This is a genomic window from Variovorax sp. Varisp46, assembly GCF_059491885.1.
Window position 1 is genome coordinate 1,278,631 of record NZ_CP168515.1, and the last position, 24,832, is coordinate 1,303,462.

The 24,832-nt window shown below is 63.6% G+C and carries 27 protein-coding genes; 12 read left to right on the top strand and 15 right to left on the bottom strand.

Going from position 1 to position 24,832, the window contains the following annotated elements; translation table 11 throughout:
• Nucleotides 1–17: 17 nt before the first annotated feature.
• The 7 genes from ACEN9N_RS06050 to ACEN9N_RS06080 all read left to right on the top strand — a co-directional run bounded on the left by ACEN9N_RS06050 (nt 18) and on the right by ACEN9N_RS06080 (nt 6,719).
• Nucleotides 18–857 (top strand): intradiol ring-cleavage dioxygenase, encoded by an 840-nt coding sequence (locus ACEN9N_RS06050; RefSeq protein WP_495655600.1) that lies wholly within the window; start codon nt 18–20, stop codon nt 855–857.
• Nucleotides 854–1,153: a Dabb family protein gene (locus ACEN9N_RS06055; protein ID WP_495655601.1), complete on the top strand. Its 300-nt coding sequence runs from the start codon at nt 854–856 to the stop codon at nt 1,151–1,153. The genes ACEN9N_RS06050 and ACEN9N_RS06055 overlap by 4 nt, the downstream gene beginning before the upstream one ends.
• Before the next feature lie 21 nt (nt 1,154–1,174).
• The gene (locus ACEN9N_RS06060; RefSeq protein ID WP_495655602.1) at nt 1,175–1,540 is read left to right on the top strand and encodes a CoA-transferase; all 366 of its coding nucleotides are present in this window, start codon (nt 1,175–1,177) and stop codon (nt 1,538–1,540) included.
• Entirely contained in the window at nt 1,537–2,598 is a 1,062-nt protein-coding gene (locus ACEN9N_RS06065) for a maleylacetate reductase (RefSeq protein WP_495655603.1), read from the top strand. The genes ACEN9N_RS06060 and ACEN9N_RS06065 overlap by 4 nt, the downstream gene beginning before the upstream one ends.
• 150 nt (nt 2,599–2,748) lie before the next feature.
• On the top strand, nt 2,749–3,198 hold the full coding sequence (locus tag ACEN9N_RS06070) for a (2Fe-2S)-binding protein (protein WP_495656355.1): 450 nt from the start codon (nt 2,749–2,751) through the stop codon (nt 3,196–3,198).
• Nucleotides 3,199–3,201: 3 nt separating this feature from the next.
• Nucleotides 3,202–5,430, top strand: a complete 2,229-nt coding sequence (locus ACEN9N_RS06075) for a xanthine dehydrogenase family protein molybdopterin-binding subunit (RefSeq protein WP_495655604.1) — start codon at nt 3,202–3,204, stop codon at nt 5,428–5,430.
• A 362-nt stretch (nt 5,431–5,792) separates the two neighbouring features.
• On the top strand, nt 5,793–6,719 hold the full coding sequence (locus ACEN9N_RS06080) for an amidohydrolase family protein (RefSeq protein WP_495655605.1): 927 nt from the start codon (nt 5,793–5,795) through the stop codon (nt 6,717–6,719).
• A gap of 105 nt (nt 6,720–6,824) precedes the next feature.
• On the opposite strand, the gene ACEN9N_RS06085 is transcribed toward ACEN9N_RS06080, so the two are convergent.
• A complete protein-coding gene (locus ACEN9N_RS06085) occupies nt 6,825–7,826 on the bottom strand; it encodes an AraC family transcriptional regulator (protein ID WP_495655606.1) in 1,002 nt (333 codons plus the stop codon).
• A gap of 212 nt (nt 7,827–8,038) precedes the next feature.
• Between ACEN9N_RS06085 and ACEN9N_RS06090 the strand changes: the two genes are divergently transcribed.
• The 5 genes from ACEN9N_RS06090 to ACEN9N_RS06110 all read left to right on the top strand — a co-directional run bounded on the left by ACEN9N_RS06090 (nt 8,039) and on the right by ACEN9N_RS06110 (nt 13,066).
• On the top strand, nt 8,039–8,962 hold the full coding sequence (locus tag ACEN9N_RS06090) for an NADP-dependent oxidoreductase (protein ID WP_495655607.1): 924 nt from the start codon (nt 8,039–8,041) through the stop codon (nt 8,960–8,962).
• A gap of 19 nt (nt 8,963–8,981) precedes the next feature.
• Nucleotides 8,982–9,854, top strand: a complete 873-nt coding sequence (locus ACEN9N_RS06095) for an aldo/keto reductase family oxidoreductase (RefSeq protein WP_495655608.1) — start codon at nt 8,982–8,984, stop codon at nt 9,852–9,854.
• Between the two features lie 158 nt (nt 9,855–10,012).
• Nucleotides 10,013–10,477: a (2Fe-2S)-binding protein gene (locus ACEN9N_RS06100; protein ID WP_495655609.1), complete on the top strand. Its 465-nt coding sequence runs from the start codon at nt 10,013–10,015 to the stop codon at nt 10,475–10,477.
• Between the two features lie 10 nt (nt 10,478–10,487).
• The gene (locus tag ACEN9N_RS06105) at nt 10,488–12,662 is read left to right on the top strand and encodes a xanthine dehydrogenase family protein molybdopterin-binding subunit (RefSeq protein ID WP_495655610.1); all 2,175 of its coding nucleotides are present in this window, start codon (nt 10,488–10,490) and stop codon (nt 12,660–12,662) included.
• Nucleotides 12,663–12,835: 173 nt separating this feature from the next.
• Nucleotides 12,836–13,066 carry a hypothetical protein gene (locus tag ACEN9N_RS06110; RefSeq protein ID WP_495655611.1) on the top strand — a complete coding sequence of 77 codons (231 nt, stop codon included), beginning with the start codon at nt 12,836–12,838 and terminating at the stop codon, nt 13,064–13,066.
• A gap of 185 nt (nt 13,067–13,251) precedes the next feature.
• Here the strand turns inward: ACEN9N_RS06110 and ACEN9N_RS06115 are convergent, their stop codons facing one another.
• From ACEN9N_RS06115 to ACEN9N_RS06180, 14 genes are all read right to left on the bottom strand, one after another.
• Nucleotides 13,252–14,199, bottom strand: coding sequence for a Bug family tripartite tricarboxylate transporter substrate binding protein (locus tag ACEN9N_RS06115; protein ID WP_495655612.1), 948 nt, complete (start codon nt 14,197–14,199; stop codon nt 13,252–13,254).
• Nucleotides 14,200–14,246: 47 nt separating this feature from the next.
• Nucleotides 14,247–14,639: a chorismate mutase gene (locus ACEN9N_RS06120; RefSeq protein WP_495655613.1), complete on the bottom strand. Its 393-nt coding sequence runs from the start codon at nt 14,637–14,639 to the stop codon at nt 14,247–14,249.
• A gap of 443 nt (nt 14,640–15,082) precedes the next feature.
• On the bottom strand, nt 15,083–15,805 hold the full coding sequence (locus tag ACEN9N_RS06125; protein WP_495655614.1) for a class II aldolase/adducin family protein: 723 nt from the start codon (nt 15,803–15,805) through the stop codon (nt 15,083–15,085).
• A gap of 21 nt (nt 15,806–15,826) precedes the next feature.
• Nucleotides 15,827–17,284 (bottom strand): NAD-dependent succinate-semialdehyde dehydrogenase, encoded by a 1,458-nt coding sequence (locus ACEN9N_RS06130; protein WP_495655615.1) that lies wholly within the window; start codon nt 17,282–17,284, stop codon nt 15,827–15,829.
• The gene (gene hpaI / locus ACEN9N_RS06135) at nt 17,281–18,084 is read right to left on the bottom strand and encodes a 4-hydroxy-2-oxoheptanedioate aldolase (protein WP_495655616.1); all 804 of its coding nucleotides are present in this window, start codon (nt 18,082–18,084) and stop codon (nt 17,281–17,283) included. Before hpaI ends, ACEN9N_RS06130 begins: the two co-directional genes overlap by 4 nt.
• An 11-nt stretch (nt 18,085–18,095) precedes the next feature.
• Nucleotides 18,096–18,896: a 2-oxo-hept-4-ene-1,7-dioate hydratase gene (hpaH, locus tag ACEN9N_RS06140; protein ID WP_495655617.1), complete on the bottom strand. Its 801-nt coding sequence runs from the start codon at nt 18,894–18,896 to the stop codon at nt 18,096–18,098.
• Nucleotides 18,897–18,902: 6 nt separating this feature from the next.
• Nucleotides 18,903–19,313 carry a 5-carboxymethyl-2-hydroxymuconate Delta-isomerase gene (locus ACEN9N_RS06145; protein ID WP_495655618.1) on the bottom strand — a complete coding sequence of 137 codons (411 nt, stop codon included), beginning with the start codon at nt 19,311–19,313 and terminating at the stop codon, nt 18,903–18,905.
• Between the two features lie 22 nt (nt 19,314–19,335).
• On the bottom strand, nt 19,336–20,259 hold the full coding sequence (gene hpaD, locus ACEN9N_RS06150) for a 3,4-dihydroxyphenylacetate 2,3-dioxygenase (RefSeq protein WP_495655619.1): 924 nt from the start codon (nt 20,257–20,259) through the stop codon (nt 19,336–19,338).
• Between the two features lie 2 nt (nt 20,260–20,261).
• Nucleotides 20,262–21,719 carry a 5-carboxymethyl-2-hydroxymuconate semialdehyde dehydrogenase gene (hpaE, locus tag ACEN9N_RS06155; RefSeq protein WP_495655620.1) on the bottom strand — a complete coding sequence of 486 codons (1,458 nt, stop codon included), beginning with the start codon at nt 21,717–21,719 and terminating at the stop codon, nt 20,262–20,264.
• 33 nt (nt 21,720–21,752) lie between these two features.
• Nucleotides 21,753–22,508: a fumarylacetoacetate hydrolase family protein gene (locus tag ACEN9N_RS06160; protein ID WP_495655621.1), complete on the bottom strand. Its 756-nt coding sequence runs from the start codon at nt 22,506–22,508 to the stop codon at nt 21,753–21,755.
• The gene (locus tag ACEN9N_RS06165) at nt 22,505–23,188 is read right to left on the bottom strand and encodes a fumarylacetoacetate hydrolase family protein (protein ID WP_495655622.1); all 684 of its coding nucleotides are present in this window, start codon (nt 23,186–23,188) and stop codon (nt 22,505–22,507) included. Before ACEN9N_RS06165 ends, ACEN9N_RS06160 begins: the two co-directional genes overlap by 4 nt.
• Before the next feature lie 56 nt (nt 23,189–23,244).
• Entirely contained in the window at nt 23,245–23,427 is a 183-nt protein-coding gene (locus ACEN9N_RS06170; RefSeq protein ID WP_495655623.1) for a hypothetical protein, read from the bottom strand.
• A gap of 12 nt (nt 23,428–23,439) precedes the next feature.
• Entirely contained in the window at nt 23,440–24,021 is a 582-nt protein-coding gene (locus tag ACEN9N_RS06175) for a 3-phenylpropionate/cinnamic acid dioxygenase subunit beta (RefSeq protein WP_495655624.1), read from the bottom strand.
• Between the two features lie 20 nt (nt 24,022–24,041).
• On the bottom strand, nt 24,042–24,830 hold the full coding sequence (locus ACEN9N_RS06180) for an SDR family NAD(P)-dependent oxidoreductase (protein ID WP_495655625.1): 789 nt from the start codon (nt 24,828–24,830) through the stop codon (nt 24,042–24,044).
• Nucleotides 24,831–24,832 lie beyond the last annotated feature (2 nt).

Here is a 24,832-nt window from a genome sequence, read left to right on the forward strand (position 1 = left end):
TGCGGCGGAGCTTCGGCATGCGCAACCTGAACGAAGACAACATTACCGAGGCCGTGGTTGCGCGGTTTGCCGGCACCCCTGACCTACGGCTCAAGGAAATCCTCACGAGCCTGGTGCATCATTTGCACGCATTCGCGCGTGACGTGATCCTCACGGAGGACGAATGGTTCAAGGGCATCGACTACCTCACTCGCGTGGGACACATCACCGACGGCAAGCGCCAGGAATTCATCCTGCTGTCGGACGTGCTGGGGCTGTCGATGCTCACGGTGGCCATGAACAACCAGAAGCCGGCCGGCTGCACCGAGTCGACGGTGTTCGGACCCTTCCACGTCAAAGGCGCGCCGCGCTACGAGCTGGGCGCCGACATCTCCAACGGCGCGAAGGGGGTTCCTTGCCTCGTGCGCGGTACGGTACGCAGCCTCTCGGGCGAAACCCTCGCTGGCGCGAAGCTCGACGTGTGGCAGTCCGACGACGACGGCCTCTATGACGTCCAGCACACCGGCCTCGACCATGCGCAGGCGCGCGGCATCCTGACCGCCGACCACGAGGGGCGTTTCCACTTCCGCACTATCGTTGCCGTGCCGTATGCCATCCCGCAAGACGGTCCCGTCGGCGAGATGTTGCGGGCGAGCCGGCGGCATCCGTGGCGGCCGGCCCATCTGCACTTCATGGTGGAAGCGCCGGGATATGAGACGCTCATCACCCACGTTTTCCGCAGCGACAGTGAATACCTCGATTCGGACGCGGTGTTCGCCGTGCGCGAGTCCCTGGTCTGCGACTGGGTGCGCCAGGCCGATGGTTCCTTCCTGTTGGAGTATGACTTCGTCTTGAACCCGAAGGGGCCACGCGCATGATCCGGCACATCGTGATGTGGAACGTCCGCGGCGAGGACGCGCAGCAGCGGTTCTGCAATATCGAGCTTCTCAAATCTGCATTCCTGAGCCTGCGTGGCCGCATCCCCGGAATGCTGAAGCTCGAGATCGGGGTGGATACCAGCCGTGTCGACTATGCGTGCGACGTGGTCCTCTACAGCGAATTCGAGTCGCAACGGGCGCTGGAGGCGTACGCCACGCATCCCGAGCACCTTCGCGTCAAGGCAGCGCTCGGCGACATGCGGATTGCCCGCCACCAGGTGGACTACAAGACGTGACGACGAGAGGGGAGGCTCCCAATGATCGACAAGATCGCGACATCGATCGCGCATGCCTTGCTAGGCATCCGTGACGGAGCCACGGTGCTGGTCGGCGGCTTCAGCACGGCCGGCAATCCCGACGAACTGATCGAGGGATTGATCGAGCATGGCGCGCGTGACCTCACCGTCGTACGACAACGCGGCCAACGGCGACACCGGACTGGCAGCGTTGCTCAAGGCGGGCCGCGTGCGCAAGATCATCTGCAGCTTTCCCGCCAGGCGGACACCCATGTCTTCGACGGCCTCTATCGTGCCGGGCGGATCGAACTGGAGCACGAGTTTCCGGCCGGCCATGCGGAACTGGAGGGGCTCGTGGGCATGCCATTGGCAGGAGGTGCATCGTGAAGGCTTTTGTCTATTCAGCGCAGACGTCGCGTGTCGTCTTCGGGGCCGGCTCGCTTCGAGGTCTCTCGGCCGAGATCGATCGTCTCGGCGGGCATCGCGCGCTTGTGCTGGCGACGCCCGAGCAGCGCAGGTCCGCGGAACGGGTGGCGGCGCTTCTCGGCCCGGTCGCGGCCGGGGTGTTCGATCGCGCGGTGATGCACGTTCCGAGAGAGACCGCGCAGGAAGCCCGCAGGGTGGCTCGTTCCCTCGGCGCCGATTGCGCCGTCGCCATCGGCGGCGGGTCCACGATCGGGCTCGGCAAGGCGATCGCGCTCGATTCCGGGCTGCCGATCATCGCGATCCCCACGACGTATGCGGGCAGCGAGGTGACGCCGATCTACGGCATCACGGAAGCGGGCCTGAAGAAAACCGGCCGCGACCCCAGGGTGCTGCCACGGACCGTGCTTTACGACCCGGAGCTCACACTGAGTTTGCCCGCCGGCTTGAGCATCACCAGCGGCATCAACGCGATCGCTCACGCTGCGGAGGGCCTGTACGCCGTGGACGGCAATCCGATCATGGACCTGATGGCGCAGGACGGCATAGCAGCGCTGGCGCGCAGCCTTCCCACGATCAAGGCAAAGCCATCGGACATCGAGGCACGCTCACGCGCCCTCTACGGGGCCTGGCTGTGCGGGACGGTGCTCGGGAACGTCGGGATGGCGCTGCATCACAAGCTTTGCCACACGCTGGGCGGCAGCTTCAACCTGCCGCATGCGGACACGCACACGATCGTGCTGCCGCACGCGCTGGCGTACAACGCGGCCGCTGCTTCGGAGGCGATGTCGCGAATTGCCCGTGCAATGGGTGGATCGAGCGCCGCGCAGGCGGTCTTCGACCTGGCTGCACACAACGGCGCACCCGTGGCGCTGCGTGAAATCGGAATGAAGCGGGACGATCTGGCGAAGGCTGCGGATATCGCGATGCAGGATCAGTATCCCAATCCTCGCCCGCTGGATCGCGATGCGGTCCTGCACCTGCTGCAGGACGCCTACGAGGGGCGCAGGCCTGCACGCTGAGCGTGAACGACGGCTTGGCATCTGCCGAAAAAATAGTGCCTATCGGTTCGATCTTCTATGAAGATTTTCAGCCTGTTCATAGACTACAGATGACGACGATGCCCACAGGGTGCCTCGCGTTTGCACGGCCCAACCAGGAGACAGGAATTGATTGAATTCAAGTTGAACGGCAACGCCGTGAAAGTCGAAACGTCCGGCAATACCCGTTTGCTCTGGGTCATTCGTGAACACCTGAAGCTGACGGGCACCAAGTTCGGATGCGGGGCGGGGCTGTGTGGAGCTTGCATGGTCCACGTCAACGGTGACAGGGCGTTCTCCTGCCAGACGCCGGTGACCGAAATCAGCGGCAAGTCGGTCACGACGGTCGAAGGTCTTTCGACCGACCGCAGTCACCCGCTTCAAAAGGCCTGGATCGCCGAGAACGTACCGCAGTGCGGCTATTGCCAGTCGGGTCAGATCATGAGCGCGGCAGCGCTGCTCGCAAAGAACAGGAATCCGACTCGCGAGCAGATCGTCGAACACATGCAGACGAACATCTGCCGATGCGGGACGTACAAGCGCGTCATCAACGCGATCCAGCGCGCGGCGCGGGGGGTTTGAACGATGGCACTCGATAACCGGCACCTGAATGCGCAAGGCGGTGTTCGCCGCCGTGAGTTCCTTGCGCACGGAGCGGGCCTCACTTTCGCACTCTCGTTCGCAGGCGGGCTCTCTGCGGCCCCGTCCGAGGCTCATGCGCAACCCGCCAGTGACGTGCTACAGACAGCATGGGTCACGATTCGCACGGACAACACGATCACGATCATGTCCGCCGCCGCGGAACTGGGGCAGGGGTCCATGACCTCGCTTCCTCTCATCTTTGCGGATGAGCTGGACGCGGACTGGTCGAAGGTGAAGATCCAGGTCTCGCCTTCGGACGACAAGCTCTATGGCAACCCGCGCTACGTCATCATGTACACGGCCGGCAGTTCGGGTGTCCAGACCTATTTCAAACCGCTCCGGATCAAGGCAGCGCAGGTTCGCAGGGTTCTTCTCGACAGTGTCGCAACAAGATGGCGCGTGCCGCGCGGTGAGTTGACGACGGAGCCGAACGTCGTGGTTCACAGAGCTTCGGGTCGGCGAATCAGCTACGGAGAGATCGCGCAGTTCGCGCGCATGCCCGAAGTGCTGCCGGAAGTGGCGGAGGCGGACCTGAAGACATCGAAGGACTTCCGGTATATCGGAAAGGACACGATGCGGATCGACGTCCCGAGTAAGGTGGACGGTTCGGCTCAATTCTCGATAGATGTCCAACTGCCCGGGATGCTATACGGTGCGGTGCTCCGAACGCCGGTTCACGGCGCCAAGCCCGCGACCGTCGATGATTCCGGCGCGCTCAGGATTCGCGATGTCGTCAAAGTTGTGTCGCTGCCCGATGCCGTCGGCATCGTCGCCAAAACTCCGGAGGCGGCGTTTGCCGCGAAAGCCAGCCTCAAAGTCACTTGGACCAAGATGCCGGCCGATTCCTTCGATTCGGACGAAGCGTTCGAGCGCTACGCGCGTGCCGCGAGAAACTTTGGTCCGGAAGGCAAGAACTGGCAAAAGACCGGCGACGTGGCTGCCGCACTGACCGCAGCCGCGATAGTTGTGGAGGCCGAGTACCGTACCGACTTTAATTATCACGCCCAGCTCGAGCCCCTGAACTCGGTTGCCTCGGTGAACGAGGCGGGCGATGGCGCGGAAATCTGGGCGGGTACCCAAGCGCCGACCTCTTCGGTCGCTGCGGCTGCACAAGCTCTGGGAACGACGCCCGACAAGATCGTCCTCCACCGCACTCTTGTCGGAGGCGCTTTCGGCCGCAGAGGCGCTCCTGATATGGAGTTCGTCGTCGATTCAGTGCTGCTGTCGAGAGCCGCCAAGTCTCCCGTGAAGGTCATCTGGACACGAGAAGACGACGTCCACAGCGGGCGCTTCCGCCCGATGACCGCGAGGTACCTGCGGGCTGGCCTGGACGCACAAGGAAATGTCGTCGCGTGGCGCCACCGGATCTCCAGCGAGTCGGCGCTGGCCTTTCTATCCACCGAGCGCTTCAAGGCACGCGGGGAGATCCCCTCATTCGTGTTTCACGGAAGTGAGGAGCCGTACGACTTCCCCAATCGACTGGTGGACCACATCCGTCAAATCGACGGGATTCGCTTGTCGGCGATGCGCGGTACAGGGTACCCGCACAGCGTCTTCGCGGCTGAATCGTTCATGGATGAGATCGCCCTGTCGCAAAAGGCGGACCCGGTTGAGTTCCGAATGCGCCACTTGACCAAGGCACCGCGCATGAGGGAGGTTCTCAAGGTTGCCGTCGAGATGGCCGACTGGAAGCGGAAACGGCCCCAAGGAAGAGGCCTGGGCGTCTGCCTGCGCGAACACGGCGGGACCTACATTGCACTAGCGGCCGAAGTGTCGGTCGACACAAGTACCGGCGCGGTGAAAGTTCACGACGTGTGGGCTGCGGTCGACGCGGGTCTTGTGGTGCAGCCTGACAACGCGGTGGCGCAAGTCGAAGGAGCGATCACCTTTACTCTCGGCGCCGCGCTGTTCGAGCGCGTCACCGTCAAAGCGGGCAAGGTCGAACAAAACAACTTCTACGACTACCGCTTGCCGAGGATGAGTGACCTTCCGAACATAGAAGTCAAGCTCTTGTCCACTGACAACCCGCCCATGGGCGTTGGCGAAGTCGGTGCCAACGTGCCAGGCGCAATTGCCAACGCGTTTGCAGCGGCGACCGGCGTGCGAGTGCGCCACATGCCGCTCACACAGGAACGCGTCCTTGATGCGCTGCGGGCCAAGACCGGCGCATGAGAAGGCTGGCCGCAAGGCACTGGCATGCATCCCGTCGAACAAGAAGGCCGCGACGCGCGAGGATCTGCGTCACCTCGGTGGCTAAATGGGGCTGCTCGTGGCGTCACCGTCCGACTTCTCCGTGCACGAGATGGTGGCCGGCCTGCGTACGGCCGAAGCATTTGGGGCGAACTTCGAGGCGGTCGTTAAGAGCGTGGGAGTGATCAATGGAATCGGATGAGCCCACCGCGCGCGCTACGGCGCCCGAGCAATGCCATTGCAGTTCGAGCCGCCGTCGGTTTCTCAGTGGGCTGCTGGCAGCCGGCGCGACTGGACTTTCTGCTTGCGTAGGCGGCGTAGGTGCGCGGAGGCCCGCAACGCGCGTGGATACGCACCGCCACTTCTTCACGCCACGCCAGAACGCGATCGCCGAAAAGACCGGTGAAGCCAACGCCCTGACGCGCAGTTGGTCGGTTGCACGTACGCTCGACGACATGGACAAGGCAGGGATCGCCACCTCCATCCTCTCATCCGTCACCTTCTACACCGGGGGGCTGTCGCCCGCAGAAGCTCGCGCGGCCAGCCGCGACGCCAACGAGGGGGGCGCCAGGCTCAGGAGCGACCACCTGGGGCGTTTTGGCTTGTTCGCTTCGCTACCGTTGCAGGATACGGAAGGCGCCCTGCGCGAGATCGAATACGCCTTGGACATCCTGCACGCGGATGGCATCCTTCTTCACACCAACTATGGTGACAAGTGGCTGGGGCACGCGCAATACGCCCCTGTGATGGACGAGCTCAACAGGCGCAAGGCAATCCTCTACACGCATCCGCAAAGCGCGAGCTGTTGCGTCAACCTGCAACCCGCCATACCTGACTCGGTGATCGAGTTCGGCGCAGACACCACCCGAGCCATCGTGGACATCGTCTTCTCGGGTACGGCGGCCCGCTGCCCGGACCTGCGCTTCATCTTCTCCCACGCTGGCGGCGCCATGCCCTACCTGTCCGAACGCCTGGTCAGGCTACCGGTCACCGATCCACGGCTCGTTCCGCGTGTGCCGCGCGGCGTGTTGACTGAACTGCGCCGCTTCTACTACGACACGGCGTGGGCGGCCAACCCGATGGCGCTGTCATCGCTCACGCGCTTGGTCGGCATCTCGCAGGTACTCCTTGGCTCCGATCATCCGTATCGCACTGGAGAGGACAACGTCGCGGGCTTGGCTGCCTGCGACTTCACACCCGCCGAGCTGACCGCAATCGAGCGGGAAAATGCTGCTCGCCTGATGCCGCGGCTGAATCAGCTCCTTTCCTAGGGGCAACTCGACGCCTCGGTGAACCAGCCTCGGCTTGACGGCGCGGCAATGGCACCACCCGTGATCCCGAGCCGGCTTGGCACGGCGACTTCGAGAGACTGCCCATTAGGTTCTGCCAGGCAGGTGTCCCGCCCTCGTTGACCTTGGCGGCGGCCCCATGCGCTTACCCCCGGGTATTTGTGCGCCGCGCAACCTGGCCATGTCACGCGCGGGCGGTGCCCCGAACTGGCGGCCATACTCACGGCTGAACTGCGTTGGGCTCTCGTACCCGACGCGATAAGCCGCTGCTGCAGCGTCGAGGTTCTCGGCCAACATCAGTCGGCGAGCCTCGATCAGGCGCAGCTGCTTTTGATACTGGAGCGGGCTCATCGACGTGAGCGCCCTGAAGTGCTGATGAAAGGTCGTTCCGCTCATGCGCGCGTCGCGCGCGAGGTCTTCGATTCGAAGGTCCTCCGCGTAACGCGTCTTCAAGCGGGCGATTACGCGCGCGATTCGGTGGCCTTGCGCGCCGACCGTTGAGATCTGCCGCAACCGGTTGCCTGCTGGGCCAACGAGCAATCGGTAAAAAATCTCGCGTCGGAACAATGGCGCAAGGGACGGCATGTCCTCGGGTTGTTCGAGCAGATCGAGCAGGCGGCGAAACGCATCTAGCAGAGACGGCGTCACTGCACCCGAAGCGATAGGCCCTCCGCCACCGGCCTTATGCGGATTCGTCGGCGCTTCGAGCATGAGCCCGGCGATCTCACGCAGATCGAGTGGCAGCATCAGCGAGAGATAGGGGCGCTGCGGACTCGCTTCGAGAAGCGTCATCGACGTCGGAAGGTCCAACGTGCAAACCAAGTAATGTCGCGCGTCGAAGGACAGCGTGTCGTCGCCCACCACCAGACGCTTGCTGCCTTGCAGGATGACTGCGACGCACGGCTCGTAGACGCCGGACACGGAGCTGTTCAACGCGTCACTGCGAAACACCGTCAGCCCCAGTTGCTGGGACAGCTGGTGCGAACCGCCGGTGGGCGCCAACAGCCGCGCGCGTCCAGCGAGTTCAGCTCTCAGCGTCGCCAGGGTGAGAGGTTCTTCGGAAGAAGGATTCGAGCGGGAAACGGGCACAGCAGCTCCAACGGGAAACGAGCTGAGATGCTAGACCAAAGCGCAGGAATCTTCCGGATCGGCGGCGGATTAGGCAAGCAAACCGTCGGTTTGGGCTACCGCGTTCGCTCACATCCGCTCGACACTGGAGGCCTTCGGAGAGCAACCGCTGTCGAGCGCTCCGGCGATCCGCAATTGCTCAAACTTTCAACCACACCCCAATCAGTCCGTACATGAAGGCAATCCGTTTTCACGCCTACAAAGAGTCGCCTGTAATCGAAGACGCGCCCGTCCCTCAGATCACGCCCGATCAGGTGCTGGTGCGCGTTCAAGCCGCCGCGCTCAATCCGCTCGACGCGCTCTTGGTCTCGGGTCTGGGAGCGAAGTTCTTCTCGATCACATTTCCCCACACGCTCGCCTGCGACTTCGCAGGAGTGGTGGAGCGTGTCGGCAGTTCGGTAACCCAATGGAAGGCCGGCGATGGCGTCATCGTTTGGGCCGACCCGGCCGCGGGTGGAGGGTTGGCCGAGCTCGCGGCCGTACCAGCCAGCGCATGTGTGGCATTGCCGACCAACTTGTCGGCAGTCGAAGGCGCCGGAATTCCGACGGCGGGTAGCACCGCGTGGCATGCGTTGTTCTCGGCGGCCCGCCTGCAGACCAATGAGACCGTGCTGATTCACGGCGCGGCAGGTGGTGTCGGCACCTTCGCCGTCCAGTTCGCGGCCAAGGCTGGCGCGCAAGTCATCGCCACCGCCTCGGGCGAAGGCGTGGCACTGGTGCGCAGCTTGGGTGCGGACCAGGTGATCGACTACAAGTCGCAGGACTTCAAGACCGCGGTTTCCAACGTGGACGTGGTGCTCGACCTGGTCGGCGGTGACACACAAGCGCGCTCGTACGATGTAATGCGCAAGGGCGGACGCCTTGTGAGCACTGCGCTGCCGCCCGACCCCGCCATCGCGCAGGCCCGCGGCGTGTCCGCCAGCATGTTCTACGCCAAGCCCTTTACCGACCGCTTGGCTTCGGTCGTCGAGACGATCCGCGCGCAGGGTGTGCGCGTCGTCATCGACCGGACCGTTCCTTTCGCCGCGTTCAATGAGGCCTGGTCGCGGCAGACCTCCGGCAGAGCGCGCGGCAAGGTCGTGATCGCCCCGATGTAGACGTTGTAGATCGCTGACCATGCAAGCCTCAAAGGATCTCATCGGTATCCTCGGGAGCCGTCCCGTCAGCCGTCTCGGTTACGGTGCAATGCAGTTGGCGGGTCCCGGCGTGTTCGGTCCTCCCAAGGACCGCAACGCCGCGCTCGCCGTGCTGCGCGCAGCCATCGATGGCGGCGTAAACCACATCGATACGAGCGACTTCTACGGGCCGCACGTCACCAATGAGCTGATTCGCGCGGCCTTGCACCCGTATCCGGACGGCCTCGTTATCGCCACCAAGGTTGGCGTCCTTCGCGGCGCTGATGCCTCATGGCGGAGCGCGACGTCGCGCGAGCAACTGACACAAGCAGTGCACGACAACTTGCGCAACCTCGGCGTCGACGTGCTCGAGGTGGTAAATCTGCGAAGCATGCTCGACACCCATACGCCGGCTGGAGACAGTCTCGAGGAGCCGCTCTCGGTGCTTGCCGAATTGCAGCAGCGCGGTCTGGTGCGTCACATCGGCCTAAGCAACGTCACAGCCGACCAGGTCTCCCAAGCCCGTCGCATCTGCGAAATCGTGTGCGTGCAGAACCACTTCAACCTTGCGCACCGCGCCGACGACGTGTTGATCGACGATCTGGCACGCGATCAGATTGCCTACGTGCCGTACTTCCCGCTCGGCGGATTTGCACCGCTGCAGTCGTCCGTCTTGTCGAAGGTCGCGGTGAGGTTGCACGCGACGCCGATGCGGGTTGCTCTGGCCTGGCTGCTGCGTCGTTCTCCGAACATCCTGCTTATTCCGGGCACCTCGTCAGTCGCGCATCTGCGCGAGAACCTGGCAGCCAAGGATCTTGAACTGCCCGAGGATGCCGTCGAGCAGCTCGACACCATCGCCGCTCGTGTGCGTTGATTGAGACGAAGGCGAATGAGATCCGCATAAGCTTCTTGGGTTCAACAAGAACATCCAGGCCGCGTGAGACCGACAAGGATCTCGATCCCTGAGGCAACACGGGCGTCGATTCACATGATCGAACAACAGGCTTCACATCATTCCCAATGGGGCAACTCATGATCAAGTTGACTGTCAACGGCAAACCGCGCGAGGTCGATGTCGAACCCGAAATGCCGCTCCTTTGGGTTCTGCGTGACGTCCTCGATCTGAAGGGAACCAAGTTCGGTTGCGGTATCGCTCAGTGCGGCGCATGCACAGTGCACCTGAACGGCGAGCCGGTGCGCTCTTGCATGTACCCGGTATCGGCGGCGGCGGGCCGGCGCGTGACGACCATCGAGGGTCTGTCCCGCAATGGCGACCATCCGGTGCAAGCGGCTTGGGTCAAGCACCAGGTTCCGCAGTGCGGCTATTGCCAGTCCGGACAGATCATGGCGGCCGCAGCGCTGCTGGCGAAGAAGCCCAACCCGAGCGACGCCGACATCGATGCCGCGATGACCAACATCTGCCGCTGCGGTACCTACGCCCGCATCCGCCCCGCAATCCATACGGCGGCGCGCGGCGTGAAGTCGAGCAAGGCTTGACGGGGCGGCCATGACGAATATCCTGAAAGCAGAGAAGACGTCTAATCAGTCTCGGCGCGATTTCATGGTTCGCACCGCTGCGGTGGGTGGCGGCCTGGCCGTTGGTTTCGGCATTCCGGCCGCTCTGGCGCAAGCGGGGGGCGAACCGGGCGCGGAAGTGGGTCTGTGGGTGCTTATCCGGCCCGATGATGGCGTGGTGATCCGATACGCGCGCTCGGAGATGGGGCAGGGCAGCATGACCTCGGCGCCGATGTTGGTCGCCGAGGAACTGGGCTGCGACTGGAACAGGGTGCGGGTGGAATACGTGGACACCAACGCCAATATGCGGCGCAAGCTTCCCTGGGGCCCGATGGGCACGTTCGGCAGTATGACGATCCGTTCGTCCCAGGAGTATCTGCGGCGCGGTGGCGCCGTTGCGCGGGAGATGCTTGTCGCGGCGGCGGCGCAGCAATGGGGCGTGTCGGCGGCCGAATGCAAGGTCGACAAAGGCGTCATCACGCACGTGACTTCGAAGAGGCGAACCACGTTTGGCAAGGTGGCGGAAGCTGCTTCCAGGCTGCAGCCGCCGACGGACGTGGTCCTCAAGGACTCCAAGGACTGGACGATCGCTGGCAAGCCGATCAAGCGAGTGGACATTCCCGCTTCGGTGAACGGCACGCAGCGCTACGGGATCGATATCCAACTTCCCGGCATGCTCTATGCAGCCATGATGGCTGCACCAGTGTTTGGAGCAAAGTTGAAGTCCTTCGACGCCTCGCGCATCCAGGGGCGTCGGGGCATCGTCAAGGCGATGCCGGTCGGGGACGATGCAGTGGCTGTGGTGGCCGACAACTGGTGGCGCGCCAAAGAGGCCTTGAAAGACGTCACGGCGCTGTGGGAGGAGGGCCCGAACGGTGCCATTTCGAGTGCGAGCATCACGGAGTTCTTGCGCGCCGGTCTCGCCCAGGCCGAAGCGCCTGTGGCGAAACGCACCGGCGACGCCGATAAGGTGCTCGCCTCGGCGGCTAAGGTGTTGGAAGCGGACTACTACACCCCTTACCTCGCACATTCCCCGCTGGAGCCGATGGGCGCCACAGCCCAGCTGAAGGACGGGCGCCTCGACGTATGGCTATCGACGCAGAACTCCGAATGGATCCTGACGCACTGCGCGAGAGCGCTCGGCATGGCGCCTGAGGATGTTCATGTGCACCGGACCCAGAACGGCGGTGGCTTCGGCCGGCGGGGCGCCCCCGTGGACTATGCCGTTCCCGCAGTGCTGATCGCCAAGGCCATGGAGGGCACGCCGGTGAAGCTGCTGTGGACACGCGAGGAAGACACGACGCACGACTACTACCGGCCGGCGGCGATGTATCGCCTGCGCGCCGGGCTGGACGCGTCCGGAAACCTGGTCGGCCTGACCGCGCGCATCGCGTCGCCATCCATCGCCGCGCAGTTCCGTTTTCCGTTGAAGGACGGCGTTGACCAATTCGCCGTAGAAGGATTCCAGGAACTACCCTACGAGATTCCCAACCTTCGTGTCGAATTCGTGCAACGCGACCTGCATGTCCCGGTCGGGTTCTGGCGCGCCGTTGGCTGGTCGCAAACGCCCTTCGCGCGAGAGTGCTTCATCGACGAGGTGGCGCATGCGGCTGGGAAGGACCCGTTCGAGTTTCGCCGTGCGATGCTCGCACATGAGAAGCGGCCGCTCGCCGTACTCCAGGCGGCGGCCGAGGCGGCAGGCTGGGGCAAGCCCCTGCCGAATGGCGTATTCCGCGGCATTGCCGTCACAGAGCCGTACGGAAGCTTTGCCGCAGCGGCGATTGAGGCATCGGTCGACAAGAATGGCGGGATCAAGATCTGCAGGGTCGTCCAGGCAATCGATCCGGGCTACGCCGTGAACCCTGACAACATCCGAGCCCAGGTGGAGGGAAGCACTGCCTTTGCACTCACCATGGCGTTGTGGGGTGAGATCACGATCAAGGAAGGGCGCGCCGAGCAGGCGAACTTCGACGCCTATCGCATGATGCGGCTCAGCGAGATGCCGAAGGTCGAAACCGTCTTGGTGCCTTCCGGTGGCTTCTGGGGCGGCGTTGGCGAGCCTTCGGTGGCGCCTGTCGCGCCGGCGTTGTGCAACGCGATATTCGCCGCCACCGGCAAGCGCATCCGGTCGCTGCCGCTGATGAACGAAGGGATGTCCTTGGTCTAGCGGCCGAGCAGCGTTGATCCTGAATCGGCTTTCCATCCCTCTAAGCCGACGTCATGGGCGGCCAGGTGGCGGCGATTTTCTCGACGCTGCCGCTGCTGATCCAGCCCCACAAGGCAGGGAAGGGCCGCATCCTGACGTAATCCGGCGAAGCGCGCGCCTCATCGGTCGAAGACATGCCGACGTTCGCGGAGGCCGGACATGCGCCGTTGACCATGAGCGAAATGTTCGTCGTGGCTGCGTCCTCGAAGTTGCCGGCGTCGGTTCAGCAGCAACTCGCGGCGGCTTTGAGCGCGGCCGTCGGGTCGGTTACCATGAAGGCGACGCTGCGGGCGGCAGAGTTCGAGCCGCTTTCAATGCCACAGGATGCGATCGTCGCCCGGGTCGATTCCGAGCACCATCACTAGGGTCAGGTCGTGAAAGCGTCGGGCTTCAAGCCGGAATCCTGATGACAGGGCAGGTTCGACGACGAAAAAGCCCCGCACGAGAGAACGTGGCGGATGTGCAGGGGGCCTTGATAAGCAAGCGAAAGTCGAGACCTCAACACGTCGGTGCCGGAGCCTTGAGCCGGCAGCTTCACCCTCTCGTACTTTCAATTGTCGGGCTTCAGGCCGGCGCGTTCGATCACCGGTTTCCAGCGGCGCAGTTCTTCGCCCATGAAGTTACTGAGTGCATCGGGTGTGCTGCCCACTGGATCGAAGTACGCCGTCTGCAAGCGCTTGAGCGTTTCGGGTTCCCTCAACACAGCCGCGATCTCACGACTCATGCGCTGCACAACCTCGGGCGACGTACCTTTGGGCGCCATGTAGGCGTACCACGGCACGGCCTGGAGGTCCGGCAGGCCTGACTCGCGCAGCGTTGGCAGCTCGGGCAGCAGGGACGAGCGCTCGGCCGAGGTAACAGCCAGCGCCTTGAACCGCCCCGCCTGGGCATGCGGCATCACCGCGACGGGCGGCAGGCAGGCGTACTGCACGTCGCCTTGGATGAGTGCCGTGACCGCCTGTCCGGAGGATGCATACGGGATGTGCACCGCGAACGAGTTGGTCTTGAGCTTGACGAGTTCCACTCCCAGATGTGAGATGGAGCCATTGCCAGTCGATGCGAAGTTGAACTTGCCGGGGTTCTGCTTCATTGCCGCGAGCCAGCCCTTGACCGAATCGACATTCATCGAATTCGACACGACACATACGTTCGGCGTGGTGGCCGCGAGCGATACCGGCACGAGGTCCTTGAATGGGTCGTAGGGCAGGTTCTTCTTGTAGAGGACGGTGTTATAGACCAACGGCGCATTGACCGATAGCAAGAAGGTGTAGCCGTCGGGCCGTGCCTTCGAGGCTTGGTCGGTGCCAGTATTGCCACCGGCGCCGGGCTTGTTGTCGACGATCAGCGGTTGACCGACCCGGGCCGAAAGCCTTTCGTTGATGATGCGAGCCAGGATATCAGGCGACGAGCCGGCTGCGAACGGCACGACGATCCGGATCGGGCGCTGCGGCCATTCCTGCGCGTGGGCGGTTACCGCGCCGGCAATGGCAATGGTCATTACCGCCACCGTGACGGGGGCAGGGAGGCGGGATGTATTGAGCTTAGTCAAGGCTGCGCCCCCACGTCGACCATACCCAGATGGTCTTTCTGCTCTCTCGCGATGAACCCTGCGATCATGGCGCGAAAGCAGGCTTCCACGACTTCAGGATACGCGCCCTCCTTCTCGGCCAGCGCTTTCACCTTGTCGAGCACCTCTTGCTGACGCCTCGGCGCCGAAACCTGGAAAGCGTCGCGCTTGAAGCGCGCCGCATCCTTCACGTAGCGGCCACGCTCGGCAAGCAGCGCGACAATCTTCTCGTCGAGTGCGTCGATGCGCTCGCGTACCTCGGCGAGGTTCGCGCACAGCGGTACGTAGGTGGGGTCGGTGAAGCGCCTCAGCGGCGCGGCGTGTGTATTGGGTTCTTTCCGGGGAAGAACTGCCGGTGGCGTGTTGTCCATGCTTTGTGTCTCCTATACCGCCGTGGGGCGGCATCTCTTGTCAGAACAGTGATGATCGCCCTTCGTGCACCGTTGCTCAATAGAATTTGATGAATAGGAAATATTGATTTTGGGAATGTGAGGTGCCATTCATTGGATTGAGGACACCAACTCATCGACGATCCTCTGTCCCGGCGAACGCCGATGATCAGCTTGGGCGCTCTCCGCGTAGCGAAAGATGAATGGGAACTGAAGAGGAGAGCTGCCGTTCAGCAAGCCACTGGCCATGTTTTGGCCATCCTGCACGCCGAGCTGCAGGCGGTGACAACACAGGCCGCTGCAACAGCGATGATCTTGCACTGCATGTATGTTCAGGTTCGAGGGGCGGTTCCGAATGCGGCGCGAAACACCCGGCATGGACCTCGCGCGAAACATCGATGCTTGTTCTCGGGTGCGCGCAGGGGTCAGGCAGAGGCGATACCGGCGCGCCGGAGCATCGTATCGAAGATGAGTCGGTGCACTTCCGCGCTGCCCGCGACGCGGGTTTCCGGCACAGTCTTGAGGATTTCCGCGGGGATCCGTCGATTCGGGCCAAGGCCAGCATCCGAAGCCAGTTGGATCTCGCAGCCGCGTTGCAGTGTCCACAGCCGGTTGAAGGCTGAGGGAATGCCCGGTCCGACGACGAGCAGGCCGTGGTTGCGTAGGATCAAGTGATTTCGCTTCCCGAGCGAGGCGACGAGCCGCGGTTGCTCGTCTTCCTTGGTGGTGACACCTTCGTACTCGTGGTAGGCCACGTCTTCATACAGCATTGCAGTGTAGAAGTTGTCGTGCCGCAAGCCTTCATCCTTGCAGGAGATCGCGCAGCCCGCCGTGGTGTGCACATGCATGATGCAATGGGCATCCTCGCGGGCGGCGTGGATGGCGCTGTGGATGATGAAGCCGGCCTTGTTGACACGTCCACCACTGCCATCGCGCACGTTGCCGTCGATGTCGATGCGAACGAGATTCTCCGGCGTCACTTCACAGTAGTGCAAGCCGAAGGGATTGATCAAGTACTGCGCCTTCTCGCCTGCCGGCGTGGGAACCCGGACCGTGATGTGGTTGAAGATGAGCTCGGTCCAGCCCAGCCAATCGAACAGGCAGTAGCAGTTCGCCAGATCGCGGCGCAGTTGTGCTTCAGTTTCCATCGTGCAATTTCCTCTCGTTTGTCAGATTCCGCCGAGGCATATGTACTTGGTGTGCATGTACTCTTCGATGCCCAGTCGGGATCCTTCGCGGCCCATGCCCGATTGCTTGACGCCCCCGAAGGGGGCCACGGCCGTGCTGATGATGCCGGTGTTGATGCCCACCATGCCGGCCTGTATGGCGTCGGCAACCCGCCAGACCCGTGCGATGTCGCGCGAGTAGAAGTAGGAGGCGAGACCGAACTCCGACGAGTTGGCGATGGCAATGGCCTCGTCTTCGGAACGGAAGCGGATGATCGGTGCCACGGGCCCGAAGATCTCCTCGTTCGCGATGCGCATCTCCGGTGTGACTTCGGCCACCACCGTGGGCTCGAAGAAGGTGCCGCCCAGCCGGTGGCGAGCACCGCCGGCGGCAATGCGTGCGCCCTTGTCGATGGCGTCGTCGAGCAGCGTGAGGACCTTGCCCAGGGCTGCGTCGTCGATCAGCGGGCCCTGTTGGACGTCGGCGTCCCGCCCATCCCCTACCTTGAGGGCTTTGACGGCAGCCGACAGCTTGGCTACGAAGGCGTCATGGATTCCTTCCTGGACCAGGAGCCTGTTGGCGCAGACACAGGTCTGGCCGCTGTTGCGGTACTTGGAGGCGATAGCGCCTTCGACGGCGGCATCGACGTCCGCATCGTCGAAGACGATGAATGGCGCGTTGCCGCCAAGTTCGAGCGACAGCCGTTTGAGCGTCTGGGCGCATTGGCCCGCGAGCAGGCGTCCGGTCTCGGTGGAGCCGGTGAAGCTGAGCTTGCGAACGACCGGGCTGCTGGTCAGCTCGGCTCCGATCTCCCGTGCGGTGCCCGTGATCACATTCAGGACACCGGGAGGAATCCCTGCTTGCTCCGCGAGTGCCGCCAGGGCCAGGGCTGACAGGGGCGTCTGTTCGGCCGGCTTGACGATGATTGTGCAGCCGGCCGCCAAGGCGGGCGCAACCTTGCGGGTGATCATGGCGGCCGGGAAATTCCAGGGCGTGATGGCGGCGCAGACGCCCACGGGTTCGCGCTTGACCAGTATCTGCTTGTCGGCCCAGGGAGATGGCACGACGTCGCCGTAGGTCCGCTTGGCTTCCTCGGCAAACCACTCGATGTAGGAGGCGGCATAGCCGATCTCGCCCTTGGCCTCCGCCAGAGGTTTGCCTTGCTCCGCGGTCATGATCGCGGCGAGCTCGTCCTGGTGCTCCAGCATCAGCTCGTACCAGCGGCGCAGGATGCGTGCGCGGTGTTCGGCGGTAGTGCGGCTCCAGCTCTTGAAGGCGGCGTCGGCGGCCTCGATGGCGCTGCGCGTTGCGTCTCGTCCGGCGCGCGGGACGGTGCCGACTAGCTCGCCGCCGGAGGGATTGCGAACCTCGATGGCAGGGGCGCTCTTGTCGTCGAACCAGCGGCCATCGACGAAGATCTGCGAGCGCAGCAAGGACGAGTTCTTGAGTTTCAGCATCAATAGGCTCCCGAAGGTTCTGCAGGAGTGGCGGTTGTGCCCCTGAAATGGGTAAGCAGATCCTTGGCAGCGCGCACCAGAAGCGTGGTGTCGACGCCGATCGCGACGAAGGTAGCGCCCGCCTCCAGGTATTTCTTGGCGAGCGTCTGGTCTGCGGAAAGAACGCCTGCCGCCTTGCCGGCGGCGGCGACGCAGCTGATGCCCTCGACAATGGCTTCCTGGACTTTAGGGTGCCCGGGCTGGCCAAGCAGGTCCATCGAAGCCGAAAGATCGGCGGGGCCGAAGAACACTCCGTCTACACCTTCGACCGCAGCGATCTCGGAAACCCTACTCAACGCAGTTGCACTCTCCACCTGCACTAGAAGGCAGATGTCGTCCTGGGCCCTGGCGAGGTAGCCGTCGATCTGGTTCCAGCGTGAGGAGCGGGCGAGGGCGCTTCCCACCCCGCGGACGCCGTTCGGGGGATAGCGCGTCGCGGACACGAGCTGCTGTGCCTGCTCAGGCGTCTCCACCATCGGAATCAGCAAGGTCTGTGCGCCCAGATCGAGCAGTTGCTTGATGTATGCCGTCGTTCCTTCCGGGGGGCGAACAACAGGGTGAGACTTGTATGGGGCGATGGCCTGCAACTGCGCAAGTACACCCCGCAGATCGTTGGGTGCATGCTCTCCATCAATCAGCAGCCAGTCGTAATCGGAGGTGGCAAGAGCCTCCGCCACATAGGCGTCGGCAAACCCGACCCACAGACCCAGCTGTACCTGGTGCTTTCTGATCGCTTGCTTGAAGGTGTTCTCAGGCGCTTGCATGGTCAGTGCCTTCAGACAAATCTGAACTCGAACCGACCAAGCGATCCGTAGTCGGCGTCGAAGACATCGCCATGCTTGGCGGCCATGGGTCGGGTGAACGATCCGGCGAGGACCACTTGGCCCGGCAGCAAGGCCTCACCCCAAGGGGCCAACTTCCGAGCGAGCCAGGCGACCCCCACGGCGGGATGGCCTTGAACGCCGGCCGCCAGGCCAGTTTCCTCGACAACGCCGTTCTGGCGCAGGACAGCGCCGCACCACGGAAGATCGACCTCGCTCGGCCGGACCTTGTGGCCGCCAAGGATGATCCCGGCGTTCGCGGCGTTGTCACTGATGGTGTCGTACACCTTGCGCATGACCTTGGTATGCCGATCGAATTGCTCGATCCGCGAATCAATGATCTCGATCGCCGGCTGGACATACTCCGTGGCAGCCAGTACATCCTCGACCGTCGTGGCTTCGCCTTCGAGCTTGTCCTTCAGTATGAAGGCCAGTTCGACCTCCACGCGCGGTGCGATGAACCGGTCGGTAGGAATATCGCCTGGCTCGAAGAACATGTCATCGAGCAGCGTGCCGTAGTCTGGTTCCGTGATCTGGCTTGCCTGCTGCATCGCGCGGGAAGTCAGCCCGATCTTGTGCCCTTTGACGATTCGGCCCTCGGCAAGCTTGAGCATCATCCAGGCACGCGAGATGGCGTAGCCGTCCTGGATGTTCATTTCCGGAAAGCGCTTGGAGAAGTGTTCGATCTGTACGCGAGACTTCTCGCTGGCATGAAGCTCCGCGGCGAGCTGGTGGATCAAGTTGTCGTTGAGCATGGAGGATCAGTGCTTGTTGTTGAAGAGAGGATGCAAGTTGCTGTGCTTGCCGTCATAAACCTGCCCGGGGGGCTCGTCGATCTGCAGCGTGCAGCCCATCAGCTGGTGGCCAAAGATCGGACCGACATGCGCCTTCACGCCTGCAATCAGATCGTCGCCCGCCTTCTTCTTGACGGCCTCCGAGCGCCCCGCGCCCATACGCAGGTTCAGGTAGACGAACGCGTAGTCGTCCTTGCCGTCGGCTACCGCGTAGTGCGCCGCCGGAAAGGCCAGCACCCGCGTGCCGCCGGTGGGAAAGACTTGGCGGCCGTCCTCGTCGCGTTGCTCCAGCATCACGTCCGCCAAGCGCCGGCAGAGCCCCGTCATATCGGTGAGGCCTTCGAGGTTGGGGGTATAGAGAACGACCAGGTGTGGCATGTGGTTCGATGTTGTGGCGGGGTCAGAGGCGAGAAACGGCCTGGAAGCCTTCGGCACTGGACGCTTGGGCCTTGGGGATGGCGTGGCCGTCTTGTGGTGTTACGGGAAACACTGCGTTGATCTGTCCGGTTGCGGAAGATCCGAAGTAGGGCGTGACGATCTCCGCTTTGCCGTCATAGGCCGACCAGCCCAGCGCGCCCAGCAGCATGGCCGTGTCGTGCATGAAGCCCTCGCCGTGGCCTTTGACGGCGTACTCTGGCAGCATGGTGCAGAAGTCGGTCCACTCGCCGTTCTCCCACATCTTCACCACGTCGTGGTCCATGCGCTCGAGCAGCGGGCTCCAGACGCGGTCGGCGAACTGCGGAGCCAGCCCGTTCTGCGCGAAGCGGTGCGACAGTGAGCCGCTGGCGAGGAAGACCACTGTACCGTCATAGTGGTCCTCTACTGCGCGGCGCATGGCCCAGCCCAGGCGCGCACTGTCATTGAGGTAGTGGCTGGTGCACAGAGCCGAGACGCAGATTGCCTTGAAGTGCAAGTCTTCATTCATGTAGCGCATGGGAACCAGGGTGCCGTACTCCGGACCCAGCGTGGTGGCATCGTGCGCCAGCGTCTCCACGCCCCACTCGTTGCACGATTTTGCAAGCAGCCTTCCGAGCACAGGATTTCCCGGAATCTCGTAGGGCATGTTGCTGATGAAGTGCGGCAGTTCGTTGCTGGTGTAGACGCCCTGGAAGTGCGGGCCGCAGTTGATGTGATAGCTGGCATTGACCAGCCAGTGGGTGTCGAACACCACGATGGTGTCTACGCCCAGTTCGCGGCAGCGCCGGCCGATCTCCTTCAGGCCGTCGATGGCGGACTGCCGGCTGCCTTTGCGCGGACCGTCCAGTTCACTCAAATAGAGCGACGGCACGTGCGTGATCTTGGCGGCGAGTGCGAGCGTGCCCATGGTCAGGCTCCCCAATGCGGAATGTGGTGCGAACCCAGCGACACTGCCACGTTCTTCGGTTCGCAGAACACTTCATAGCTCCAGGTGCCGCCTTCGCGTCCCGTGCCCGAGGCCTTGGTGCCGCCGAAGGGTTGGCGCAGGTCGCGAACGTTTTGGCTGTTGACGAAGCACATGCCGGCTTCCACGGCGGCCGCCACGCGGTGTGCTTTGCCGATGTTCTCGGTCCACACGTAGCTGCTGAGGCCGTAGGGGATGTCGTTGGCGAGGCGGATCGCATCGGCCTCGTCCTTGAACGCGATCAGGCAGGCCACCGGGCCGAAGATTTCGTCCTGCGCGATCTTCATGCGGTTGTCGACATCGGCGAAGACGGTGGGCGCCACGTAGTTGCCCTTCTTCACGCGATCGGGCAGTCCCGGCACCTCGAGGCCGCCGCACAGCAGCGTCGCGCCTTCCTTCGGGCCCAGCTCGATGTAGCTGCGCACCTTGGCCAGGTGGGCCTGCGAGATCATCGGGCCGACGATGGTCTTGTCGTCGAGCGGGTCGCCGACCGTGATGCGCTTCGCGCGCTCGGCGAACCTGGCGGCGAAGTCGGCGTAGATCGACTGCTGCACCAGGATGCGTGAGCCGGCCGTGCAGCGCTCGCCGTTGTTGCTGAAGATCATGAACACGGCCGCGTCGAGCGCGCGGTCGAGGTCGGCGTCTGCGAAGATCACGAACGGGCTCTTGCCGCCGAGTTCCATGCTGAACTTCTTGAGGCCCGCGCTCTTCACGATGCGGTTGCCGGTGGCGGTGGAGCCGGTGAACGAGATGGCGCGCACGTCGGGGTGCGCCACCAGCGGTTCGCCCGCTTCCTTGCCGTAGCCGTGCACGAGGTTCAGCACCCCGGGCGGAATGCCGGCTTCGAGCGCCAGCTCGCCCAGGCGCGCGGCCGTGAGCGGCGAGAGCTCGCTCATCTTCAGCACCGCGGTGTTGCCGAAGGCCAGGCAGGGCGCGACCTTCCAGGTGGCGGTCATGAAGGGCACGTTCCACGGGCTGATGAGCGCGCACACGCCCACCGGATGGAACAGCGTGTAGTTCAGGTGCGTGGGCGTGGGGTAGGTGTGGCCGTCCACCCGCGTGCACATCTCGGCGAAGTAATAAAAGTTGTCGGCTGCGCGCGGAATGAGCTGCTTGCCCGTTTGCGCGATGACCTGGCCGCAGTCGTTGGTCTCGGTTTGCGCGATCTCGGGCACGTGCTTCGCGATCAGGTCGCCGAGCTTGCGGACAAGCTTCGCGCGCTCGGTCGCGGGCAGGCCGGCCCATTTCGGAAAGGCTTCCTTCGCGGCCGCCACGGCGGCGTTGACTTCGGCCTCGCCGCCCGACGCGACTTCGGCCAGCACTTCCTGGGTGGCAGGGTTGACGGTTTCGAAGTAGTCGATGCCGGGGATGGGCTTGCCGTCGATCAGGTGGTCGATTCGCATGTCTTTGTTCCAATGTTGATTGCCAGGGTCGAGCTAGCGCCCGAAAATTTCATCGCCCGCGATGGTGTTCACCAGCCGGCCAATGCCTTCGATCTCACAGACCACTTCATCGCCTGTCTTGACGTCAACCACACCCTCCGGCGTGCCGGTCAGGATGACGTCGCCAGGGGAGAGCGTCATGAACGCGCTCAGGTATTCGATGAGATAGGGAATGTCGAACACGAAGTCACGAGTGTTGCCCTCCTGGGTCACTTGGCCGTTGACCAGCGTCCGCAGCTGCATCGCCACCTCCTCGCCGACATCGGCGGCATCCACGAACCAGGGGCCCAGGACCGTTCCTCCGTCGCGGTTCTTCACGCGCAGGTTGGGGCGGTACCAGTTCTCGAGGTAGTCGCGAATCGCGTAGTCATTGGCCACGGTGTAGCCGGCCACATGCTCCATGGCGGTCTCGCGTCGCACCTTGCGGGCTTCCTTGCCGATGACGACGGCCAGTTCGCACTCGTAGTGCATGAACGTCGCGCCAGCCGGGCGGCGTGTCACGCCACGGTGACCGATGACGCCGCCGGGGCCTTTCAAGAAGGCCAGCGGCTCCTCCTGCGCTCCGAAGGACAGCTCCTTGGCGTGGTCGGCATAGTTCAGGCCCAGGGCGACAATGGTGCCGACCTCGAACGGCGGCAACCACACCACGGCGTCTTCAGCGACGACACGCCCATCGGCTAGTTGCAGTCCCCGAGGATGAGGCACTGCTTCGTGAATGGCGCCTGCATAGGCAACGCGTGCGCGCTTCATCGCTCGTCTCCGAAGAAGCTGGCGTGCACTGTGGCGACGCCGCGGATCTCGACAGAGGCCTGTTGTCCCTTGCGAGCGCGGGGAGCACCGTGCGGCACACCGAGCAGAAGCATGTCGCCGGGGGATAGGGTCATAAAGTCCGTGACGTCTGCGAGCAGCTGGGCCGCCGGGCGGATCATGCTGCTCAGCGAGGACTCCTGGACGAGCTCGCCATCCAGATAGGTGCGCAAGGTTAGAGCGCCAGGGTTGGCGACGGCCTTTTGCGCGATGACCTCATCGGCTACGATCAAGGATCCGTCTCTGGCCTTGAACCGGATCGAGGGCCTGTAGAAGCTTTCGTGGGGCACACTCAGGTCCGCAGCCACGGTGTAGCCGGCGACATGGTCGAGTGCGTCGCCGATGGAGACGCGGCAGGCGGTGCGACCGATCACCAGCGCCAGCGACCCTCCAACTTCCCACTGGGGGATCGCTTGCGAGGTGACAACCCTGGCGCCCGATGGGCGGAAGGTGTTCCGGGGCTTGACGTACAGCACGGGCGCCTTTGGTGCGCCCTTGTACGGCGGCTCGTCGACGCTTTCGCCCATTGCCGCCAGCGCATGCCGATCGTTGAGCAAGGTGCCGTACACCGTGCCTGTCAGGCGATACGGTGCAAAGTCGAAGTGGTAGTCGTGGGGATTCAAGATCAAGGCTCCGCTGGCCGCGTGGCGGCCGTCGCGTTCAGGTGGGGCTGGAGGGGCTAGTTGGCCGGCTGTTCGACCAGCTCCAGCATCTCTTCGCAGTGGACGAGTTCCTCTTCACCGCTTTCGGGGTCGCGCAACTGCAGCCAGATGCCGTCGCCGATGTTCTCGATGACTTCGGCTACCGCGCCGTTCTTTAGGCGGATGGTTTGCCCGACCTGGACATTGATGAGATTGAGCATGGCGCGACCTTGTTAGAAAAAGATGCTGAGGTTCTTTGCCAGAAGTACGTTCTGGTGGATGCGGATTTCCCGGCGCGCGAGCTTCCAGCCGTCGGCCGTTCTGCGGATGCGATCCTTGCGATCGCCGACGAAGAAGTACTGCTCGTACTCGCAGCGGTTCTGGTAGGTGAGGAAGCGGCTCGACACATCGACCTCGAGATCGCCCTCGTCATTGGCCTGCATGGCCGTGAGCTGCACATTGCTCACGAGGCGGCTCACGCGCGACAGCGGCTCTTCCGCCCAGTGCACGCCCGTAAGGATCTGCTCGGCGCGCTTGGTCAGGGTCCACTTGCCCTCGTTGAACCAGCTCATCTGCTTCTCACGGGTGGTGAGCTCGCGGCGCGCGTGTTCGCCCGCCTTCACGTTGTATTCCATCGGCATGAAGTACTCGAGGTCATCGGCGAGGGTGTCCACCCATTCCTTGAAATGCCGGTCATCGAGAAGATTCGCCTCGTCGTAGAGGAACTCCTCGATTTCGCGCTTGACTTCGTAATACTTCGCGTCGCGCGGAAGGCGGGCGACATGTTCGACCACCGGTTCTGCGAGTTCAGACATGATTTCTCCTGGTGTTGGGCTCAGTGCGTGGAGGGAATGGGCCCGCCCTGGTGGGCGAAGCAGCCGACATCGATGACGGTCCCCGAGATCGTGGCGGCGTCGTCGGAAAGCAGGAATGCAACGGCATTGGCGAGGTCGCGCCCGTTGGCCGGCCGTCCTGCGACCGTGCCAGGCGCCGGTTTGCTCTTGAAGGCAGAGACATCGCCGCCCATGCGGCCGACGCTCATGCCCGAGACGATCCCGCCCCCGCCCGGAATGGCGACGTTGACGCGCACGTGTTCGTGGAAGTGGTCGTAGGCCATGGCGGTGCTCAAGGCGACGATCGCTCCCTTGCTGGCGCTGTAGATCGCCATGTTCGGCTTGCCCCAGCCTGCGCCGGAGCCGATGTTGACGATCGATCCGCCCCCAGCGCGAACCATGTGGGGCAAGGCGGCCCGCGACATGAGGTAGGTGCCTTTGAGGTTCACGTCGACGATGCGGTCGAAGGTCGATTCGTCGGTGCTGATAATCGTCCCCAGCGGACCGATCGCCGCGTTGTTGACCAGTCCGTTGATTGCCCCGTGCTTTTTGATGGTGTGATCGATGACGCGCTCGACGTCAGCAGCATTCGAGACGTCTGCTTCGAGGACATCGGCGGTGCAGCCCGCGCTCTTCAGTTCGGCCAAGAGGCTGTCGAAGCCCTCGGCCGTGCTGGAAACCTGCGGCTGCGCGAGACCAAAGGCCACGACCTTGTGCCCCCGCCGAGCCAGCTCGACCGTGATCGACTGGCCCAGGCCGAAGGTTCCACCTGTGACGATGACGACACCCATGA

What these genes read in the sequence shown, in the direction of transcription:
- ACEN9N_RS06050 (WP_495655600.1), top strand. Translation starts at nt 18, where the DNA reads ATGCGCAACCTGAACGAAGACAACATTACCGAGGCCGTGGTTGCGCGG.
- ACEN9N_RS06055 (WP_495655601.1), top strand. Translation starts at nt 854, where the DNA reads ATGATCCGGCACATCGTGATGTGGAACGTCCGCGGCGAGGACGCGCAG.
- ACEN9N_RS06060 (WP_495655602.1), top strand. Translation starts at nt 1,175, where the DNA reads ATGATCGACAAGATCGCGACATCGATCGCGCATGCCTTGCTAGGCATC.
- ACEN9N_RS06075 (WP_495655604.1), top strand. Translation starts at nt 3,202, where the DNA reads ATGGCACTCGATAACCGGCACCTGAATGCGCAAGGCGGTGTTCGCCGC.
- ACEN9N_RS06090 (WP_495655607.1), top strand. Translation starts at nt 8,039, where the DNA reads ATGAAGGCAATCCGTTTTCACGCCTACAAAGAGTCGCCTGTAATCGAA.
- ACEN9N_RS06095 (WP_495655608.1), top strand. Translation starts at nt 8,982, where the DNA reads ATGCAAGCCTCAAAGGATCTCATCGGTATCCTCGGGAGCCGTCCCGTC.
- ACEN9N_RS06100 (WP_495655609.1), top strand. Translation starts at nt 10,013, where the DNA reads ATGATCAAGTTGACTGTCAACGGCAAACCGCGCGAGGTCGATGTCGAA.
- ACEN9N_RS06105 (WP_495655610.1), top strand. Translation starts at nt 10,488, where the DNA reads ATGACGAATATCCTGAAAGCAGAGAAGACGTCTAATCAGTCTCGGCGC.
- ACEN9N_RS06110 (WP_495655611.1), top strand. Translation starts at nt 12,836, where the DNA reads ATGCCGACGTTCGCGGAGGCCGGACATGCGCCGTTGACCATGAGCGAA.
- ACEN9N_RS06115 (WP_495655612.1), bottom strand. Translation starts at nt 14,199, where the DNA reads ATGACCATTGCCATTGCCGGCGCGGTAACCGCCCACGCGCAGGAATGG.
- ACEN9N_RS06120 (WP_495655613.1), bottom strand. Translation starts at nt 14,639, where the DNA reads ATGGACAACACGCCACCGGCAGTTCTTCCCCGGAAAGAACCCAATACA.
- ACEN9N_RS06125 (WP_495655614.1), bottom strand. Translation starts at nt 15,805, where the DNA reads ATGGAAACTGAAGCACAACTGCGCCGCGATCTGGCGAACTGCTACTGC.
- hpaI (WP_495655616.1), bottom strand. Translation starts at nt 18,084, where the DNA reads ATGCAAGCGCCTGAGAACACCTTCAAGCAAGCGATCAGAAAGCACCAG.
- hpaH (WP_495655617.1), bottom strand. Translation starts at nt 18,896, where the DNA reads ATGCTCAACGACAACTTGATCCACCAGCTCGCCGCGGAGCTTCATGCC.
- ACEN9N_RS06145 (WP_495655618.1), bottom strand. Translation starts at nt 19,313, where the DNA reads ATGCCACACCTGGTCGTTCTCTATACCCCCAACCTCGAAGGCCTCACC.
- hpaD (WP_495655619.1), bottom strand. Translation starts at nt 20,259, where the DNA reads ATGGGCACGCTCGCACTCGCCGCCAAGATCACGCACGTGCCGTCGCTC.
- hpaE (WP_495655620.1), bottom strand. Translation starts at nt 21,719, where the DNA reads ATGCGAATCGACCACCTGATCGACGGCAAGCCCATCCCCGGCATCGAC.
- ACEN9N_RS06160 (WP_495655621.1), bottom strand. Translation starts at nt 22,508, where the DNA reads ATGAAGCGCGCACGCGTTGCCTATGCAGGCGCCATTCACGAAGCAGTG.
- ACEN9N_RS06170 (WP_495655623.1), bottom strand. Translation starts at nt 23,427, where the DNA reads ATGCTCAATCTCATCAATGTCCAGGTCGGGCAAACCATCCGCCTAAAG.
- ACEN9N_RS06175 (WP_495655624.1), bottom strand. Translation starts at nt 24,021, where the DNA reads ATGTCTGAACTCGCAGAACCGGTGGTCGAACATGTCGCCCGCCTTCCG.
- ACEN9N_RS06180 (WP_495655625.1), bottom strand. Translation starts at nt 24,830, where the DNA reads ATGGGTGTCGTCATCGTCACAGGTGGAACCTTCGGCCTGGGCCAGTCG.